Origin of the sequence: Serratia sp. CY47444 (genome assembly GCF_052168635.1) — a bacterium.
Taxonomy (GTDB): domain Bacteria; phylum Pseudomonadota; class Gammaproteobacteria; order Enterobacterales; family Enterobacteriaceae; genus Serratia; species Serratia bockelmannii.
Genome location: NZ_JBJNMH010000008.1, coordinates 131353 through 146417 on the forward strand (window position 1 = coordinate 131353; position 15065 = coordinate 146417).

A 15065-nucleotide genomic window follows, 5' to 3' on the forward strand; every position below is an offset into this window, starting at 1 on the left:
AGCGGTGCAACTAGGAAATAGTCGCAGGTTTCTGCGGCAAAATCGGTGTTAGCTGTGGGCCGGGAAGCGCCTACATAACACTTATCTGTCCCTCAAGGAGAATTCATGCACACCGGTCACGCTCTGCTTATCACTTTACTGTCCCTGGGCATCTCTCACAGCGCCTGGGCGTCCGCCGATACCGGGCATGCCAACAGCAACGCCAACAGCCGCGAAGTGGCCAGCGCGTTGGGCGGCCTGAAGAACAAAACCTACGAGCTGGAGCAGGCGCCGAAGATCCGCGTCGCCAGCTTCAATATCGCCGCCGGCAAGGTCAGCGACATGACCTCCATTGCCAAGGCGATTCGCGCGATGAACGTCGACGTGGTGGCGCTGCAGGAGGTGGATAAACTCACCGCCCGCAGCGGGCGCGTCGATCAGGCGGCGGAACTGGCGAAGCTGACCGGCATGCAGGCGGTGTTTGGCCGGGCGATCGATTTCGACGGCGGTGAATATGGCCTGGCGTTTCTCTCGAAGTATCCGCTGCACGACGCCGTGATCTATCCGTTGCCGTCCGGCCAGCGCGAACAGCGCATCGCCTTCAGTGCCAAAGTTGACGTGCCGGAGTTCCCGGCGCCGATCACCCTGTTCAACGCACATCTCGATACCAAGGAAGATCCGACGATGCGTCTGGATCAGGTGCGGGAGCTGAACGATCGCGCCATCGAAGTGCGCGGCATCAAGCTGCTGTTCGGCGACATGAACGATGTGCCGGGCAGCGTCACCTGGCTGGAGCTGAGCCGCTATTGGAACGACATCATGCCTAACGGGCAGGACGGCCGCAGCTGGCCGGCGGAAAACGCCGAGATCAAGGTGGATTACATCTTTAGCGGCAATGCGCAGCGTTGGCATCTGGACAGCCTGACGGTGCCGAACGCCAGCGGTGATTGGAACGGCGTGCACTGGCCGGCGGTGAGCGACCACCTGCCGCTGGTGGCGGAGATGCGCCTGACCGAGCAATAAGCCGGCCGGCGTCTCTCCGGGGCAGGGCTAAGCCGCGGCGATCCGCGCCAGCCGCTCGACGGCGCTGCGGATCTCGCCCGGCGTCAGGGCCGAAAAACCCAGCAGCCAGCCATCGCGCTGGGCCTGAACCGTTTGGTATTGCGCCGTTAACCCGGGCGTAAGGACGCCGAGCCGCCACGCCTGCCGGCTGAGCGCCGCCTCTCGGCCGGGCGGCAGCCAAACGCTGAGCTGCAGGCCGCCGGCGGCGGGAACGGCCGTGGCGAAGTGGCTCAGCTTTTCGCGCACTTCCGTCAGCAGCACATCGCGCCGGCTGTGGTAGAGCTGGCGCATGTAGCGAATATGCGCGGCGAAGTGCCCCTGGCGGATGAACTCGGCGGTCACCGCCTGCATCAATTGCGCGCTGTGGCCGTCATAGACCGTGCGCGCGGTGACGAAGGGAGCGACCAGCGCGGGTGGCACGATCAGGTACGCCAGCCGCAGCGAAGGGAACAACGATTTGGAGAAGGTGCCGAGATAGAGCACCCGGCCATGGCGATCCAAGCCTTGCATCGCCGGAATCGGCAGCCCGTCGTAGTGAAATTCGCTGTCGTAATCGTCCTCAATGATCCAGGCCTGTTGCCGCTCCGCCTGCGCCAGCAACGCTAAGCGGCGTGCCAGGCTGAGCGCCGCGCCGGTCGGGTATTGGTGCGAGGGCGTCAGATAAATCAAACGTGGATCGGGCAAGGAAGGTTCTGCTTGCAGGCCGTCGCCGTCTACGGCCACCGGCGTCAGCGCGGCGCCGGCGCTGATAAAGGCGTTTCTCGCCCCGGCGTAACCCGGCTCTTCCATCCAGACGCTGTCGCCGCTGTCCAACAGTAAGGTGGCGATCATTTGCAGCGCCTGCTGCGAACTGGTCAGCACGATAACCTGGCTCGCATCGCAGACTACGCCGCGCGTTTGGTTGACGTGGGCGGCAATGGCTTCGCGCAGCGGCAGATAGCCTTGCGGATCGCCGTAGCGCAGCAGGCTTTCCCCCTGCAGGCGCAGGCGTTGAGCGGTCAACTGCTTCCACAGGGCCAGCGGAAACGCGCGCAGGTCCGGCGAGCCGGCTGCGAAGGCCTGAGGATGCTGCGGATCGCGGCAGCCGCCGGTGTGCACGATCTGTTGGCCGCGCAGCGAAAGGCGCGGCATGGCGGTGCGGGTCGCCGGCGGCGGCGATTTGGCGATGCGGATAGCCACAAATGTGCCCTGGCCGACGCGGCGCTGCAAATACCCCTCCGCCTCCAACTGGCCGTAGGCTGCTTCGACGGTCACCCTTGAGAGGTTCAGATCCCCAGCCAGCACTCGGCTGGAGGGCAGCCGTTGCCCAACGCTCAATGCGCCGTGGTGGATGGCCTGCCGCAATGCCGCGCACAAACGATCGCGCAGTGTGCCGACGGCCTGGGGCGATTGCTGAAACAGCGTGATCAGCGTGTGCCGCATAATGGGTCTTATCATCTGTGGATAATGGGTATCAATCATAAGACCAAAATCGGGCACTATTGTCATCTGTCTTGATCAACGGGAGTGAGTGATATGTCGAAAGAATCCTTGGTGCTGGCCTTTCCGCCGGCAGCGCCGGAAGAGAGCCTGGCCTATCTGGCGGCTAAACTGAGCCGCTATGCGGATGCCTGGGACGTGGCGGAAGATTTGCGCAATGGCGTGGACGGGATGGTGGTGATCGACACCCGTGCGGAGGCGCTGTACGCCGCCGGGCATATCCCCGGCGCATTCAGCTTGCCGCATCGCCTGATGGATGAAGCCGGCACGGCGCACCTGGATCGCCAAAAGGTGTATGTGACCTACTGCGACGGCATCGGCTGCAACGGTTCCACCAAAGGCGCCTACAAGCTGGCGAAGTTGGGATTTAGGGTGAAGGAGTTGATTGGCGGGCTGGATTTCTGGCTGCGCGACGGCCATCCGTTGGCCATCGGCGAACTGCCGGGGTCACTGCGCGATCGGGCGGCCGCAGCGGACTGCGGCTGCGCCTAAGGCGTTAAAACACCAGCGCCAGCACGACGGCCAACGCCAACAGCAGCAGGATCAGCGCCACGGCGGGCTTACTCAGCGCTTTTTGCAGCGGCAGAGGCAGGGCGGCGATCAGCGGGTTGAGCAGCGGCTGCGGTTCGATAGGGGGGCTGGCGATCGGCTGTGCCTGGCCGGCTTTCTCCAGACGGCGGGCAAACAGCTGATGAATGGCGTCGCTCATTTGCGGATGCGTCAGCGGCGCGTTGGCGCCGCAGTTGAAGCGCGTCTGGCAATAGTCGTTCATCTGCTGCAGTTCTTGCTCATCCGCCGGCTGTTTGAGCGCCGCCAGCAGGTTGTTCAGCGTTGGCGCGTTCTGCGGGCTGAGCGCCACCTTCACCTGTAAAAACTGGTTCAGCAGCTGGAAGTGGCGCGCCGGCAGCGGATCGTTGGTTTTCACGCCCGCCAGATCGAACAGCGTTTGCCAAATTTTAGCCGGCGCTTCACCGGTCGCGGCGCTGAGTTTGGTGACCTGCTGCTGCAGGCTTTGATGCTCTGCGGGCAGCAGCGGGCGATCGCTGGTGGCGGTTTGCTGCGGTTGGGGAATGGTCAGGCCGCCGGTCTGCAACAGATTCAGCACCTGCTGCAGCTGTGGTGGGCTTAACTGGCTCAACACCGTATGGCCGAACCGTTGACGAATAAAGTCACTGACCGCCTGGCGATTATTGCCCTGCGGCAGCAACTCGGCCAGCTGTTGCAACAGCTGGCGCCCGGCATGGTTTTGCTGCGCCTGCGTCAGGCGCGTTTGCAGCAGCTGTTCCGCCGGTTGAAAATGGCGCGCCAGCAGTTCGCCGCCTTTGTCGGCGCCGAGATCGTGACGCAGAGACGCCCAGATCTCTGCCGATTTTACCGGGCTGAGCGTCATGATTTTCACGATCAGTTTTTCCAGCGTTGTGCGCTGCGCCGGAGAGAGGGGTTGATCGTCAGTGGCCGCCGTTTTGCCCGGGGAAGGGGGGCGCTCGCCGGCGATTGGGGTGCCCGGCCCACTCAAAGGTTGCATATCACCAGTCCTTCGCTGTGTATCCCCGCAGTGTGCCTGGAGGAGAGAATCGTCATCGTACCCGGCGAAAAGCGCAGGCTTACCCTCTATGATACCTGTAATTCGCCGCCATCAATACCGCCGCTCAGACATTTCTTTACCGACAAAACGTTGCTAATCGCGTCTGCGCCGCTAAGATAACCCCAGATCTGAACATGAGGATGGCATGGTTAAACGGCAGCGGATTGCAAAATGGTTTTTATGCCTGGCTTGCCTGGTGGTGCTGACGTGCATGACCCAGCGCATGGCGGGCCTGCATGCGCTGCAGCAAACGCTGGGGATCCCGGCCGCTACCGCCGTTCAGTCCAGTGATGCCGCCGCCGAAGCGCAGCCGACGCCCTGTGAACTGAGCGCCAAATCATTGCTGGCCGCGCCGCCGGTAATGTTCGAAACCGTGCTGTTCGGGCTGGGTCTGCTGCTGGCTCTGTTGGCGCCGACCATTGCCGCGCGTCTGCGCATTCCTCCTCCCCGCGCCATTTCTCCGCCCACCCTCAGGGTGCACCTTCGATTATGCGTCTTCCGTGAATGAGTTAATCGCCCGTTTTTCGCGGTGAATTAATCATTTATGGAGAATTAACATGTTGAAAATTATCAGGCTGGCCTGCGCTTGCCTGTTTATGCTGTGGCTGCCCGCCTTGCAGGCGGCGGACAGCGGCTGGCTGCAAAATCCGGCCAACGATCATGCCAAGGTGCGGCTGCGCGCCGACACGTCACAGCCGGGAGAGACCCGTCTGCTGCTGTCGGTCGAGCTGCAAAAAGGCTGGAAAACCTACTGGCGCTCTCCAGGCGAAGGCGGCATCGCGCCGGCTATCGTCTGGCAGGGCAACCCGCCGCCCGCAACCTGGCACTGGCCGACGCCGCAGCGTTTCGAGGTGGCCGGCATTTCCACCCAGGGCTATCACGATCGGGTCACGCTGCCGATCGTGATGCCAGGCCAGGTGTCCGGCCCGCTGGCGGGCACCCTGACGCTGTCCACTTGCAGCAATGTCTGCATTCTGACCGACTACCCGTTCAGCCTGGATCTGACTACGCCGAACGATCCGCTGTTTAACCACGATTTCGCGCAGGCGATGGGGCAGGTGCCGATCGCCGCTGGGTTGGCGGAAAGCGTCAAGGCCGGTTACCGCAGCGGCGAGCTGCAGATTTCCGCCGAACGTGCCGCCGGTTGGCAGCAACCCGCGCTGTTCTTCGATACGCTAGCGGATGCCGATCTCGGCAAGCCGCAGGTCGAGACCGACGGTGCTCAGCTGTTGGCGCGAGTGCCGGTCAGCGACGGTTGGGGCGATGCGGCGCCGGATCTGCGCGGCAAAACGCTGACGTTGGTGATTGACGACGGCGGCATGGCGCAGCAGATTACGCTGCCGATTGGCGATCCGCTGGCCGCGCCTGCCGGTGCGGCGTTCCCGTTATGGCAAGCGGTATTGATGGCGCTGGCGGGTGGGTTAATCCTCAACCTGATGCCGTGCGTGCTGCCAGTGCTGGGCATCAAGCTCGGTTCTATCCTGCAGGTGGAGCATCGCGATCGGCGCAGCGTTCGTTTGCAGTTCCTGGCGTCGTCGCTGGGTATCGTCGCCTCGTTTATGGCGTTGGCCTTGCTGATGACGCTGCTGAGACTCGGCAACCACGCGCTTGGCTGGGGCATTCAGTTCCAGAATCCGTGGTTTATCGGCTTTATGGTGCTGGTGACGCTGCTGTTCAGCGCCAACCTGTTTGGCCTGTTCCATCTGCGCCTCTCATCCGATCTGAATACCTCACTGGCCACCCATAACGGGCACGGTCTGAGCGGCCATTTCTGGCAGGGCGCGTTCGCTACGCTACTGGCGACGCCGTGCTCGGCGCCGTTTCTCGGCACGGCGGTGGCCTTCGCGCTGGCGGCGTCGCTGCCGGTGCTGTGGGGCATGTTCATCGCACTCGGCATCGGCATGAGCCTGCCGTGGCTGCTGATCGCCGCCTGGCCTTCGCTGGCGCTGCGCTTGCCGCGCCCCGGCCGCTGGATGAATACCGTCAAGCTGGCGATGGGGTTGTTGATGCTGGCGTCGTCGCTGTGGCTGCTGAGCCTGCTGAGCAATCATATCGGCGTGCAGGCCACGCTGTGGCTGGGGGCGCTGGCGCTGCTGGCGTTGCTGCTGGCAGTATGGCGTCAGCAGGGAGCACGGTTAGCGGCCAAGCTGGCGGCGGGCACGTTGGTGCTGGCAGGCGTGGCCTTGTTGGCCGGCTCGCTGACCGCCGGCCTGTGGCGCCAACCGTTGCAGGATCGGGTGCAGTGGCAACCGCTGAGCGAACAGGCGATTGCCGAGGCGCTGGCCCAGCATAAGCGGGTGTTCGTCGACGTGACCGCCGACTGGTGCGTGACCTGTAAAGCCAACAAATTCAATGTGCTGCTGCGCGATGACGTACAGCGCGCGCTGAGCGCCGACGATGTGGTCGCGCTGCGCGGCGACTGGAGCCGCCCGTCGGCCGACATCAGCGCCTTCCTGCAAAAGCGCGGCAGCGTCGCCGTGCCTTTCAACCAAATCTATGGCCCCGGCAGCCCGGACGGCGAGGTGTTATCCCCGCTGTTGACCCGTGACGCCGTGCTGCAAACGCTCTCCCATGCCAAAGGAACTGAACAATGAAAAAGCTACTGATTTTACTGATGATCATCGCCGCCCCGGCGTGGGCCGCCGAGCCTTTCACCCCGGCGCAAGAGGCGCGCATTAAAGAGATGATCCGCGAAACGCTGGTGTCCAACCCGGACATTCTGGCGCAGGCGGTGGACGCCTGGCAGCAGCAGACCGCAGGCCAGCAAATCAGCCAGGCTATCAAGCAGAATGCCAAAACGCTGTATCAGGATCCGGCCAGCCCGCGCCTGGGCGCCGCCAACGCCAAACTGACGCTGGTGACCTTTACCGACTATAACTGCCCGTACTGCAAGCGGTTTGATCCGATGCTGGAGAAAATCGTCAAGCAATACCCGGATGTGGCGCTGGTGGTGAAGCTATTGCCGTTCAAGGGCGAAAGCTCGGTCAGCTCGGCGCGCGTGGCGCTCACCACCTGGCAGCAGCATCCGGATCAATTCTGGGCTTTGCACCAGCGGCTGATGGCGAAAAAGGGCTTCCACGACAAGGCCAGCATCGCCGCCGCGCAGGAGAAAACCGGCGTCAAGGCGGTGGCTCCGAGCGAACAAAGCATGACCACGCTGCGCACCAATATGGAATTGGCGGAACAATTGGGCGTACAAGGGACGCCGGCGACGCTGATCGGCGATCGGATGCTGCCGGGGGCGGTGTCGTATGAAGAGCTGGAAGCGATGGTGAAACAGCAGCTGGCGAAGGCCAACCATGGCTAAGCTCAAGCGCTGGGGGCGCGAGTTGTTGTTGCTGGCGCTGATCGCGCTGGCGGTGGTGACGGTGATGGATTGGCTGAACGCGCCGCAGGTGCCGCCGGCCTTCGATGCTCAGACCCTGACCACGCTGGACGGCGAGCAGGTGTCGTTGGCGCAGCTCAGCCATGAGCGGCCGCTGCTGGTTTATTTTTGGGCCAGCTGGTGCGGCGTCTGCCGCTTCACCACGCCGGACGTCGCCCGTTTGCAGGCGGCGGGCGGCAACGTGCTGACCGTCGCGCTGCGCTCGGGCGACGATACCCAGGTGAAACACTGGCTGGCGCGCAAACGGCTGGCGCTGCCGGTGGTCAACGATCCGGCTGGTACGCTCTCGGCGCAGTGGCAGATTGGCGTGACGCCGACCTTCGTGGTGGTCTCGCAGGGCAAGGTGGTGCAGAGCACCACCGGCTGGACCAGCTACTGGGGGATAAAGCTGCGGCTGTGGTGGGCCGCCGTCTAACCGGCACTTTTCTCCGTTATCACCTCCTCAATCGCCCGGCACAGCCGGGCGATGCCTTCTTCAATCTGCGGCGGCGAGTTGGCGGCGAAGTTCAGCCGCAGGCCGTGCGCGCCCAGCTGTTCCTGCGCATAAAAGCATTCGCCGCGTGCGAAGGTCACGCCGTGCCGCCAGGCGACCGGCATCAGTTCGGTGGTGGTCACCGTCGCCGGCAGCGTCAGCCAGATAAATAAGCCTCCCTGCGGCGTTTCGAAGCGGCACCCCGGCGGCAGCCGCCGTTGCAAGGCATCAATCATCACCTCCAGATGGCGGCGGTAGACGCGCCCGGCGCGCCGCAGCTGCTTGTCGTAACGGCCGACGGTGACGAACGCGTCCAGCGCCCGCTGGATCAGGCTGGAACTGGTGAAGCTGTCGACGTGTTTCAGCCTGGCGAAACGCTGATAGTGTTCGCTGTCCGCCACCAGATAGCCGATGCGCATGCTGGGCAGCAGCATCTTGGAGAAGGTGCTGACGTAGATCACCGCGCCCGGCTGCGCCAGCGCGCGCAGCGACGGCAGCTGTTTGCCCTGATAACGCAGGTCGCCGACGAAGTCATCTTCCAGGATCACCACGCCGGCCTGTTGGGCGATCGCCAGCAGGCGTCGCCGCCGCGCCTCGCTCAGGCAGCGGCCGGTCGGGTTGTGGAAATTGGGGATGGTGTAGATCAGTTTGGGGCGGTGGCGTTCTAACAATTCCGGCAGCAAATCCACCCGCATGCCGTGGCGGTCGCCCGGTACGGTGACGATATTGATGCGGTGCTGGCGCAGCAGGCCCAGCGCTTCGGCGTAGGTCGGCTCTTCGACGATCACCGTATCGCCCGGCGCCAGCAGGCTTTGCACCACCAGACTGATGGCGTGCTGCGAGCCGTTGGTGATCAGCACCTGTTCCGCCTGCGTGGGGATGCCCTGCGCGCTGAGAATGCGGCTCAGCGTATCGCGCAGCGGGTAGTAGCCGCAGTACTCCCCGTAGCTGAAGGCCTCTTCCGCATGTCGGCTGAGCACCGACAGCAGCACTTTGCGAAACGCCTCCAGCGGAAACACCTTAGGGCTGCCGACGCCGGCGGCGAAGTTGATCAGCCCCTCCGGCAGCGGGGCGTCGGCGTAGCCGTCCAGCCGCGAGGTGAGGGTGGTGAAGCTCTCCAGCGGGAATGGGGCATCGCTGCTCGGCCGGGCCGGGCGCGTTTGCGCCTGCGGGTGCGCAACATAGGCGCCGCTGCCGCGCCGCTGGTGCAAAAAGCCCTTGGCCGCCAGTTCGGCGTAGGCGTTGTCCACGGTTAAACGGCTGACCGCCAGTTCGGCCGCCAGCGTGCGCGTCGAGGGCAGTTTGTCGCCATCCACGAATACGCCGGTGAGGATGGCGCGCCGCAGCGCTTCTTCGATCTGTAAATAGAGCGGAACGTCCTGCTCGCGATCTAACGGGATATGCATGCGAAATTGGCCCGGTTATGGAGAGTGATTTTCACTATACCCCATGTCAACAGGGCTTCAAGCGTAGAAAAGTGGCCTGCATGACAACGCCGCAAAGTGGCTATAGTGAGAAAAAATGGCCGCGTTACACTGTCCGCCTGAGCATTTACGTGGCCATTTCTCCGAGGATCTCATGTCATTACCGTCAGGCGTTTCCGCCCGGCCGGCGCTGCCCGGCGCGCGCCTCTTTCAGGGCAGCCACCAGGGTTACGTCATCGCCATTATCAGCGCCATGCTGCTGGCCTTTACCGCCATCATCATCCGCGCGCTGACCGAGTACTATCACCTGCCGACCTTCGTGCTGGCGTTCTGGCGCGCGGCGCTGGTGGCGCTGGTGCTGTTGCCGCTGCTGTTGCTGGTGAAACCGCAGTGGGCGCGCCTGCGCCGTGAACAGGTGGTGTTCTACGCGCTTTACGGGCTGCTGCTGGCGCTGTTCAACAGCCTGTGGACGCTGTCGGTGGCGCTGAACGGCGCGTCGGTGGCGACCATTCTGACCTACTGCTCGGTGGGCTTTACCGTGTTCCTCGGCTGGGTGATGTACAGCGAACGCCTGACGCTGCGCCAATTGCTGGTGATCGCCATCAGCCTGGGCGGTTGCTTCCTGGTCAGCAACGGCGACAGCATGGGGAACAGCCACTTCGATCTGCTGGGGCTGCTGGTCGGGATGCTGTCGGGTATCGGTTATACCCTGTATACCCTCGGCGGGCGGGTGGCCAGCGAACGGGGCTATCCGGTGTGGAACACCATTTTGTACGTTTTCGGTTTTTCGGCACTGTATCAGCTGGTGTTCAACGCGGCGCTGACGGCGTTCCCGCTGGCGGCGTTCCACGGCATGGCCGGCTCTCTGTGGTTCCTGTCGCACGGCGCGCAGGGCATTCAGTGGAGCGGCTGGCTGTTGCTGCTGGCGCTGGCCGCCGGGCCGACGCTGTTGGGCTTCGGGTTGTATAACATCAGCCTGAAAACGCTGCCGCTGGCCGTAGCCAACCTGATCCTGTCGTTGGAGCTGGTTTTCACCGCGGCGATCGCCTATTTCCTGCTGGGGGAAAACATGAATCAGCTGCAGCTGCTGGGCAGCGCGCTGGTGATGGGCGGAGTGCTGCTGTTGAAAAGCAAGACCGCCGAGGCGTGATCGGCTACCATTACGCCTCGCAAGAGAGGCGGTAATGATGAATAACCCGAGATTGAAACGAGCGCTTATCGCTTGAATGGCCGTGTTGAGTGAACGACAACACGGCCACAGACATTCCGTTCCGTGGCTTTTATTCCCGTAACAAGAGAATACGCCATGTCCGAAAAACATTGGTCCAAAACCGAGCTGCTGCATCAGACGGTGACCAACCCGAATATCATCGTCAAAGGCACCCACAGCTACTACAGCGACTGTTGGGATAACGGCTTCGAACGCTCGGTAGTGCGCTATCTGCACGGCGACGCGGTCAGCCGGCAATGGCAGCCGCTGGGTGACATAGATCGCTTGCTGATCGGCGATTATGTGTGCATCGCGGCCGAAGCGGTGATCCTGATGGGGGGCAATCACACCCACCGTATCGACTGGTTGAGCCTGTACCCCTTTATGGAAACCATCAAACGGGCGTACCGCCCCAAAGGCGACACCCGGCTGGGGGACGGTTGCTGGATTGGCATGCGGGCGATGTTGATGCCAGGGGTATCGATAGGCGAAGGGGCGATCGTCGCCGCTGGCAGCGTGGTGGCCGGCGATGTTGAGCCTTATGCCATCGTCGGCGGTAACCCGGCGAGGTTTATCCGTTGGCGATTCGTGCCGGAAATCATCGCGCGGTTGCTTGCGTTGCGCCTCTATGACTTGTCCGAGGCGGACTTTGCGGTGATTCAACCTCTGCTCGCCGATGACGATATCGATGCGTTGGAAAGGGGAATTGCGGCCTTGCGCCGTTAACCATAACGGGCGGGGGAGCCCCGCCCGTTTCGCATTACTCGGCCTTGGCCTCGGCCGCCGGTTGGCGGCGTTTACGCATCAGGCGCAGCAGCGGCGGCAGCGCCAGTACCGCGACCGCCAGCACCAGCAGCGTTTGCGCGATGCTGCTGCTCCACAGGATGCCGAATTCGCCGTTGCTGATCGACAGCGCACGACGCAGATTCTGCTCCAGCATCTCACCCAGCACAAAGCCCAGAATCAGCGGCGACATCGGGAAGTGCATTTTGCGCAGGATGTAGCCGAACACGCCCAACCCGACCATCAGCAGCAGGTCGAAGGTGGTGCTGTGCACCGCATAAACCCCCACCGCCGATACCGCGGCGATCGCCGGCACCAGGAACCACAGCGGGATGGTCAGCATGCGGGTGAACAGGCCGACCAGCGGCAGGTTCATGATCAGCAAAATGACGTTGGCGATCAGCAGCGCGGCGATCAGCCCCCAGACGATATCCGGCTGTTCGGTGAACATCGCCGGGCCAGGGGTGATGTTGTACAGCGTCAGCGCGCCCATCATCACCGCCGTGGTGCCGGAACCCGGCACCCCCAGCGTCAACATCGGAATGAACGAGCCGCAGGCCGAGGCATTGTTGGCCGCTTCCGGCGCCGCTACGCCGCGGATGTCGCCCTTGCCGAAGGTGTCGCTGTTGCCGCTGATTTTCTTCTCGGTCATGTAGGTCAGCGCACTGGCGATAGTGGCGCCGGCGCCTGGCAGAATGCCGACGAAGAAGCCGATCACCGACGAGCGCAGGGTAGGGCCTGCGCACTGCGCCGCCTCTTTGCGGTTGAACAGCAACCGGCCGGTTTTACGCACCAGCTTTTGCCCGGTGCTGGTGCTTTCCAGCATCAGCAGGATCTCGCTGACCGAGAACAGGCCGATCACCACCACGATAAACTGCACGCCGTCGGAGAGGTGCACGCTGTCAAAGGTAAAGCGGTAAACGCCGGTGTTGGCGTCGACGCCCACCGTCGCCAGCCCCAGGCCGATCAGCGCCGCCAGCAGGGATTTCAGCGGGTTTTGGCTCATCATGCTGCCGAGGCAGGCGATGGCGAACACCATCAGGGCGAAATACTCAGCCGGGCCGAAGGCCAGCGACCAGCGGGCCAGCAGCGGCGCGAATAGGATGATGCCGCCGATGGCGATCATCGATCCGACGAACGAACTGACCGCCGAGATGGACAGTGCCACGCCGGCGCGCCCCTGCTGTGCCATCGGGTAGCCGTCCAGCGCGGTCATGATCGCCGCCGCGTCGCCCGGCACGTTGAGCAGAATCGATGAGATGCGCCCGCCATACTCGCAGCCGATATACACCGTCGCCAGCAGGATTAGCGCCGATTCGGCCGGCAGCTTGAGGGCAAATGCCAGCGGCAGCAGGATCGCCACGCCGTTGATCGGCCCGAGGCCCGGCAGCAGGCCGACGATGGTGCCGACGAAGCAGCCGATCAGGGCGATAATCAGGTTCTGCGGCACCAGCGCCACTTCGAACCCTTGGGTCAAATACATCCAGGTATCCATCATCGCTCCCGTTAGCTCAGCCAGATGCCGAGCGGCAGTGTGACATCGAGAAGTTGGTCAAAGGCGTAGTACAGCGCTGCGCCCATGACGACGCCGGAGAGGGCCGCCGCCGGCAGGCTGGCCTGAAACAACAGGCCGATGCTGAACGTCAGCAGCGCGGTCGCCAGCGGAAAGCCCAGCCATTCAAAGCCCCAGGCATACAGCACCAGGGTGATCACCAGCACCAGCAGCCGCTGCAGCACCTTGTGGTGCGGCCAGTCCACCGCCTGTGGGCGGCGCAGCAGCAACAGGGCCGCGCACAGCGCCATCAGGCTGAGGATCGCCAGCGGGAAAGGGCGCGGCCCCAGCGGTTCATAGCTGTATTCGCTTTGAATGCCCCAGCCGATGAACAGCCCGCCGATACACAGCAGCAGCCAAAAGCCGGCAAAAATACGATCGCTCATGGTTTTCCCCTGCGGTTATTTGGCCAGGCCGAACACTTTCGCCTGCTCACGGTATTGGGCAACCTGATTCTTCACGTAGGCGTCCAGCTCTTTGCCGGTCATGTTGAATTCGAACAGGCCGCGCAGATCGCGTTGCTGCTTGAATTCCTCGGTCGCCATCATTTTCTGGAAGGTGTCGATCCACCACTGATACTCTTCATCGCTGACTTTCGGCCCGACGTAGAAGCCGCGAATGATCGGCCACACCAGGCTGTACCCCTGTTCTTTGGCAGTTGGAATGTCGGCCAACTGGCCAGGCAAACGTTGCTCGGCATACACCGCCAGCACGCGGATTTTGTCGCCCTGCAGGTAAGGCACCATCTCGCTCAGATCACCGGAAACCGCCTGAATATGATTGCCCAACAGCGCGGTGACCGGCTCGCCGCCGCCTTCGAACGCCACGTAGCGCATCTTGCGCGGATCCACGCCGACTTCGCGCGCCAGCAGCGCAGTTTTCATCCAGTCCTGGCTGCCGATGGAGGCGCCGGCGCCGAACACCACGCTGTTGGGATCTTTTTGGAAGGCGTCCATCAGGTCTTTCAGGGTCTTGTAAGGCGAGTCGGCGCGCACCGCGATCATGCCGTAGTCGGTTCCGACCGCCGCCAGCCATTTCACGTCGTCCACGTTGTAGCGGCCGAACTTGCCCTGGGCCAGATTGAGCAGCGAGCCGCCGGAGAAGGCCACCACGGTGCCGAACTCCGCCGGTCGCTGCGCGACGATGGCGTTGTAGGCCACCGCGCCGACGCCGCCGGGCATATAGGTGACGCGCATCGGTTTATCGATCGCCTTGGTGTCCTGCAACGACACCTGAATCAGCTTGCAGGTCAGATCGAAACCGCCGCCGGGCTTGGCCGGCGCAATACATTCGGTGCGTTTGGGCGCTTCCACGGCAAAGGCCTGAGAGGCTGCCAGCAACAGTGCGGCGGCGGTAAAGGTACGGGTCATTATTTTTTTCATTGTGGCTTGCCCTCGGTATTGTTCTGGTTGTGAATCCCGCAGAGCGCGGTTGCAGGATTGTTAAAACAACAACCTTTCATTTACCTTTCAGTGGCCGGAAAAGTTTCCAGTCTGTGATTAGGGTCTCTTGTCGCCAGTGAATCACGGGTGCGCTACCATAGAAATGCGGGCAGGAACAGGGCGCAAAACCGGCCAAAATCCTGCGTAATATCAGGTTTGCCGTTCTGCTTTCGCGATAAAATCATGATCAGTGAAATGAATAGAGACGCAGTGATATGTTTTCGTTAGGGAAATTATTTGGTGGTAGGGACAGCGCCAAAGTATGCGCGATTAAACGGTTGCCTGAGGTCTATGCGGAGATGGTCGGTGAAACCGGGCAGTGCCGTTTGAAGCGACTGCGTACCGACGTTGGCGTGTTTGAACTGCATTTCGTCAACGCCGACGGTGAAAAGTATGCCTGCCAGATGACCGCCTGCGTGACCGGCATCGATCTGGTATTTGCCGCCAACAACCGCTCCGTGCTGGTTTCTTCGCCGTTTACCGCCGACAAGCTGCGCCCGGTACTGGACATTGCCGTGGCCGATAGCCCCATTCCGCTGATCTGACATCGTCCTGCGATCGCGCTCTATACGCATAATTGTGTGCCAGCTCCCAAAACTGGCGGCGCGGCGCTCTTTTATCCCCTTATTTTCCATGCCATTCTCTGTTATCGACCTGTTAACAAGCGCGATATTGGCGCCAGGTTGATCAGA

Annotated in this window: 15 protein-coding genes; 9 read left to right on the top strand and 6 right to left on the bottom strand. The window is 62.7% G+C overall.

Annotated features, from left to right (window positions below; all coding sequences use genetic code 11):
* Positions 1 to 105 precede the first annotated feature (105 nt).
* Entirely contained in the window at positions 106 to 1002 is an 897-nt protein-coding gene (locus ACJ8IL_RS13030; RefSeq protein ID WP_442516582.1) for an endonuclease/exonuclease/phosphatase family protein, read from the top strand.
* Between the two features lie 27 nt (positions 1003 to 1029).
* Here ACJ8IL_RS13030 and pdxR (ACJ8IL_RS13035) read toward each other — a convergent pair whose 3' ends face one another.
* A complete protein-coding gene (gene pdxR, locus ACJ8IL_RS13035) occupies positions 1030 to 2463 on the bottom strand; it encodes a MocR-like pyridoxine biosynthesis transcription factor PdxR (protein WP_442516583.1) in 1434 nt (477 codons plus the stop codon).
* A 93-nt stretch (positions 2464 to 2556) separates the two neighbouring features.
* Here pdxR (ACJ8IL_RS13035) and ACJ8IL_RS13040 point away from each other — a divergent pair, with 93 nt between their 5' ends.
* Entirely contained in the window at positions 2557 to 3012 is a 456-nt protein-coding gene (locus ACJ8IL_RS13040) for a rhodanese-like domain-containing protein (RefSeq protein ID WP_147824069.1), read from the top strand.
* A gap of 4 nt (positions 3013 to 3016) precedes the next feature.
* Here the strand turns inward: ACJ8IL_RS13040 and flk are convergent, their stop codons facing one another.
* Positions 3017 to 4045: a flagella biosynthesis regulator Flk gene (gene flk, locus ACJ8IL_RS13045; RefSeq protein ID WP_033651964.1), complete on the bottom strand. Its 1029-nt coding sequence runs from the start codon at positions 4043 to 4045 to the stop codon at positions 3017 to 3019.
* 205 nt (positions 4046 to 4250) lie between these two features.
* Here flk and ACJ8IL_RS13050 point away from each other — a divergent pair, with 205 nt between their 5' ends.
* The 4 genes from ACJ8IL_RS13050 to ACJ8IL_RS13065 are packed head-to-tail and all read left to right on the top strand — an operon-like array spanning position 4251 to position 7905.
* Positions 4251 to 4613: a hypothetical protein gene (locus tag ACJ8IL_RS13050; protein ID WP_033639760.1), complete on the top strand. Its 363-nt coding sequence runs from the start codon at positions 4251 to 4253 to the stop codon at positions 4611 to 4613.
* Positions 4614 to 4662: 49 nt separating this feature from the next.
* Positions 4663 to 6699 carry a protein-disulfide reductase DsbD family protein gene (locus ACJ8IL_RS13055; RefSeq protein ID WP_147824067.1) on the top strand — a complete coding sequence of 679 codons (2037 nt, stop codon included), beginning with the start codon at positions 4663 to 4665 and terminating at the stop codon, positions 6697 to 6699.
* A complete protein-coding gene (locus ACJ8IL_RS13060) occupies positions 6696 to 7412 on the top strand; it encodes a DsbA family protein (RefSeq protein WP_043140149.1) in 717 nt (238 codons plus the stop codon). The genes ACJ8IL_RS13055 and ACJ8IL_RS13060 overlap by 4 nt, the downstream gene beginning before the upstream one ends.
* The gene (locus ACJ8IL_RS13065) at positions 7405 to 7905 is read left to right on the top strand and encodes a protein disulfide oxidoreductase (protein ID WP_442516584.1); all 501 of its coding nucleotides are present in this window, start codon (positions 7405 to 7407) and stop codon (positions 7903 to 7905) included. The genes ACJ8IL_RS13060 and ACJ8IL_RS13065 overlap by 8 nt, the downstream gene beginning before the upstream one ends.
* Here the strand turns inward: ACJ8IL_RS13065 and pdxR (ACJ8IL_RS13070) are convergent.
* On the bottom strand, positions 7902 to 9368 hold the full coding sequence (pdxR, locus tag ACJ8IL_RS13070) for a MocR-like pyridoxine biosynthesis transcription factor PdxR (RefSeq protein WP_442516585.1): 1467 nt from the start codon (positions 9366 to 9368) through the stop codon (positions 7902 to 7904). The genes ACJ8IL_RS13065 and pdxR (ACJ8IL_RS13070) overlap by 4 nt on opposite strands.
* A gap of 172 nt (positions 9369 to 9540) precedes the next feature.
* Between pdxR (ACJ8IL_RS13070) and ACJ8IL_RS13075 the strand changes: the two genes are divergently transcribed.
* Together ACJ8IL_RS13075 and ACJ8IL_RS13080 are read left to right on the top strand one after the other, a co-directional pair.
* A complete protein-coding gene (locus ACJ8IL_RS13075; protein WP_442516586.1) occupies positions 9541 to 10536 on the top strand; it encodes a DMT family transporter in 996 nt (331 codons plus the stop codon).
* Positions 10537 to 10692: 156 nt separating this feature from the next.
* A complete protein-coding gene (locus ACJ8IL_RS13080) occupies positions 10693 to 11322 on the top strand; it encodes a CatB-related O-acetyltransferase (protein ID WP_342095415.1) in 630 nt (209 codons plus the stop codon).
* 34 nt (positions 11323 to 11356) lie between these two features.
* Here the strand turns inward: ACJ8IL_RS13080 and ACJ8IL_RS13085 are convergent, their stop codons facing one another.
* Genes ACJ8IL_RS13085 through ACJ8IL_RS13095 form a run of 3 tightly spaced genes read right to left on the bottom strand, consistent with a single transcriptional unit; the run spans position 11357 to position 14313 of the window.
* Positions 11357 to 12874 (bottom strand): tripartite tricarboxylate transporter permease, encoded by a 1518-nt coding sequence (locus ACJ8IL_RS13085; protein WP_253329919.1) that lies wholly within the window; start codon positions 12872 to 12874, stop codon positions 11357 to 11359.
* Between the two features lie 11 nt (positions 12875 to 12885).
* A complete protein-coding gene (locus ACJ8IL_RS13090; protein ID WP_025303701.1) occupies positions 12886 to 13317 on the bottom strand; it encodes a tripartite tricarboxylate transporter TctB family protein in 432 nt (143 codons plus the stop codon).
* A 15-nt stretch (positions 13318 to 13332) separates the two neighbouring features.
* A complete protein-coding gene (locus ACJ8IL_RS13095; RefSeq protein ID WP_049203699.1) occupies positions 13333 to 14313 on the bottom strand; it encodes a Bug family tripartite tricarboxylate transporter substrate binding protein in 981 nt (326 codons plus the stop codon).
* A gap of 275 nt (positions 14314 to 14588) precedes the next feature.
* Between ACJ8IL_RS13095 and ACJ8IL_RS13100 the strand changes: the two genes are divergently transcribed.
* Complete coding sequence (locus ACJ8IL_RS13100; protein WP_442516587.1) at positions 14589 to 14918, top strand: hypothetical protein; 330 nt, start codon at positions 14589 to 14591, stop codon at positions 14916 to 14918.
* The last annotated feature ends 147 nt before the right edge of the window (positions 14919 to 15065 follow it).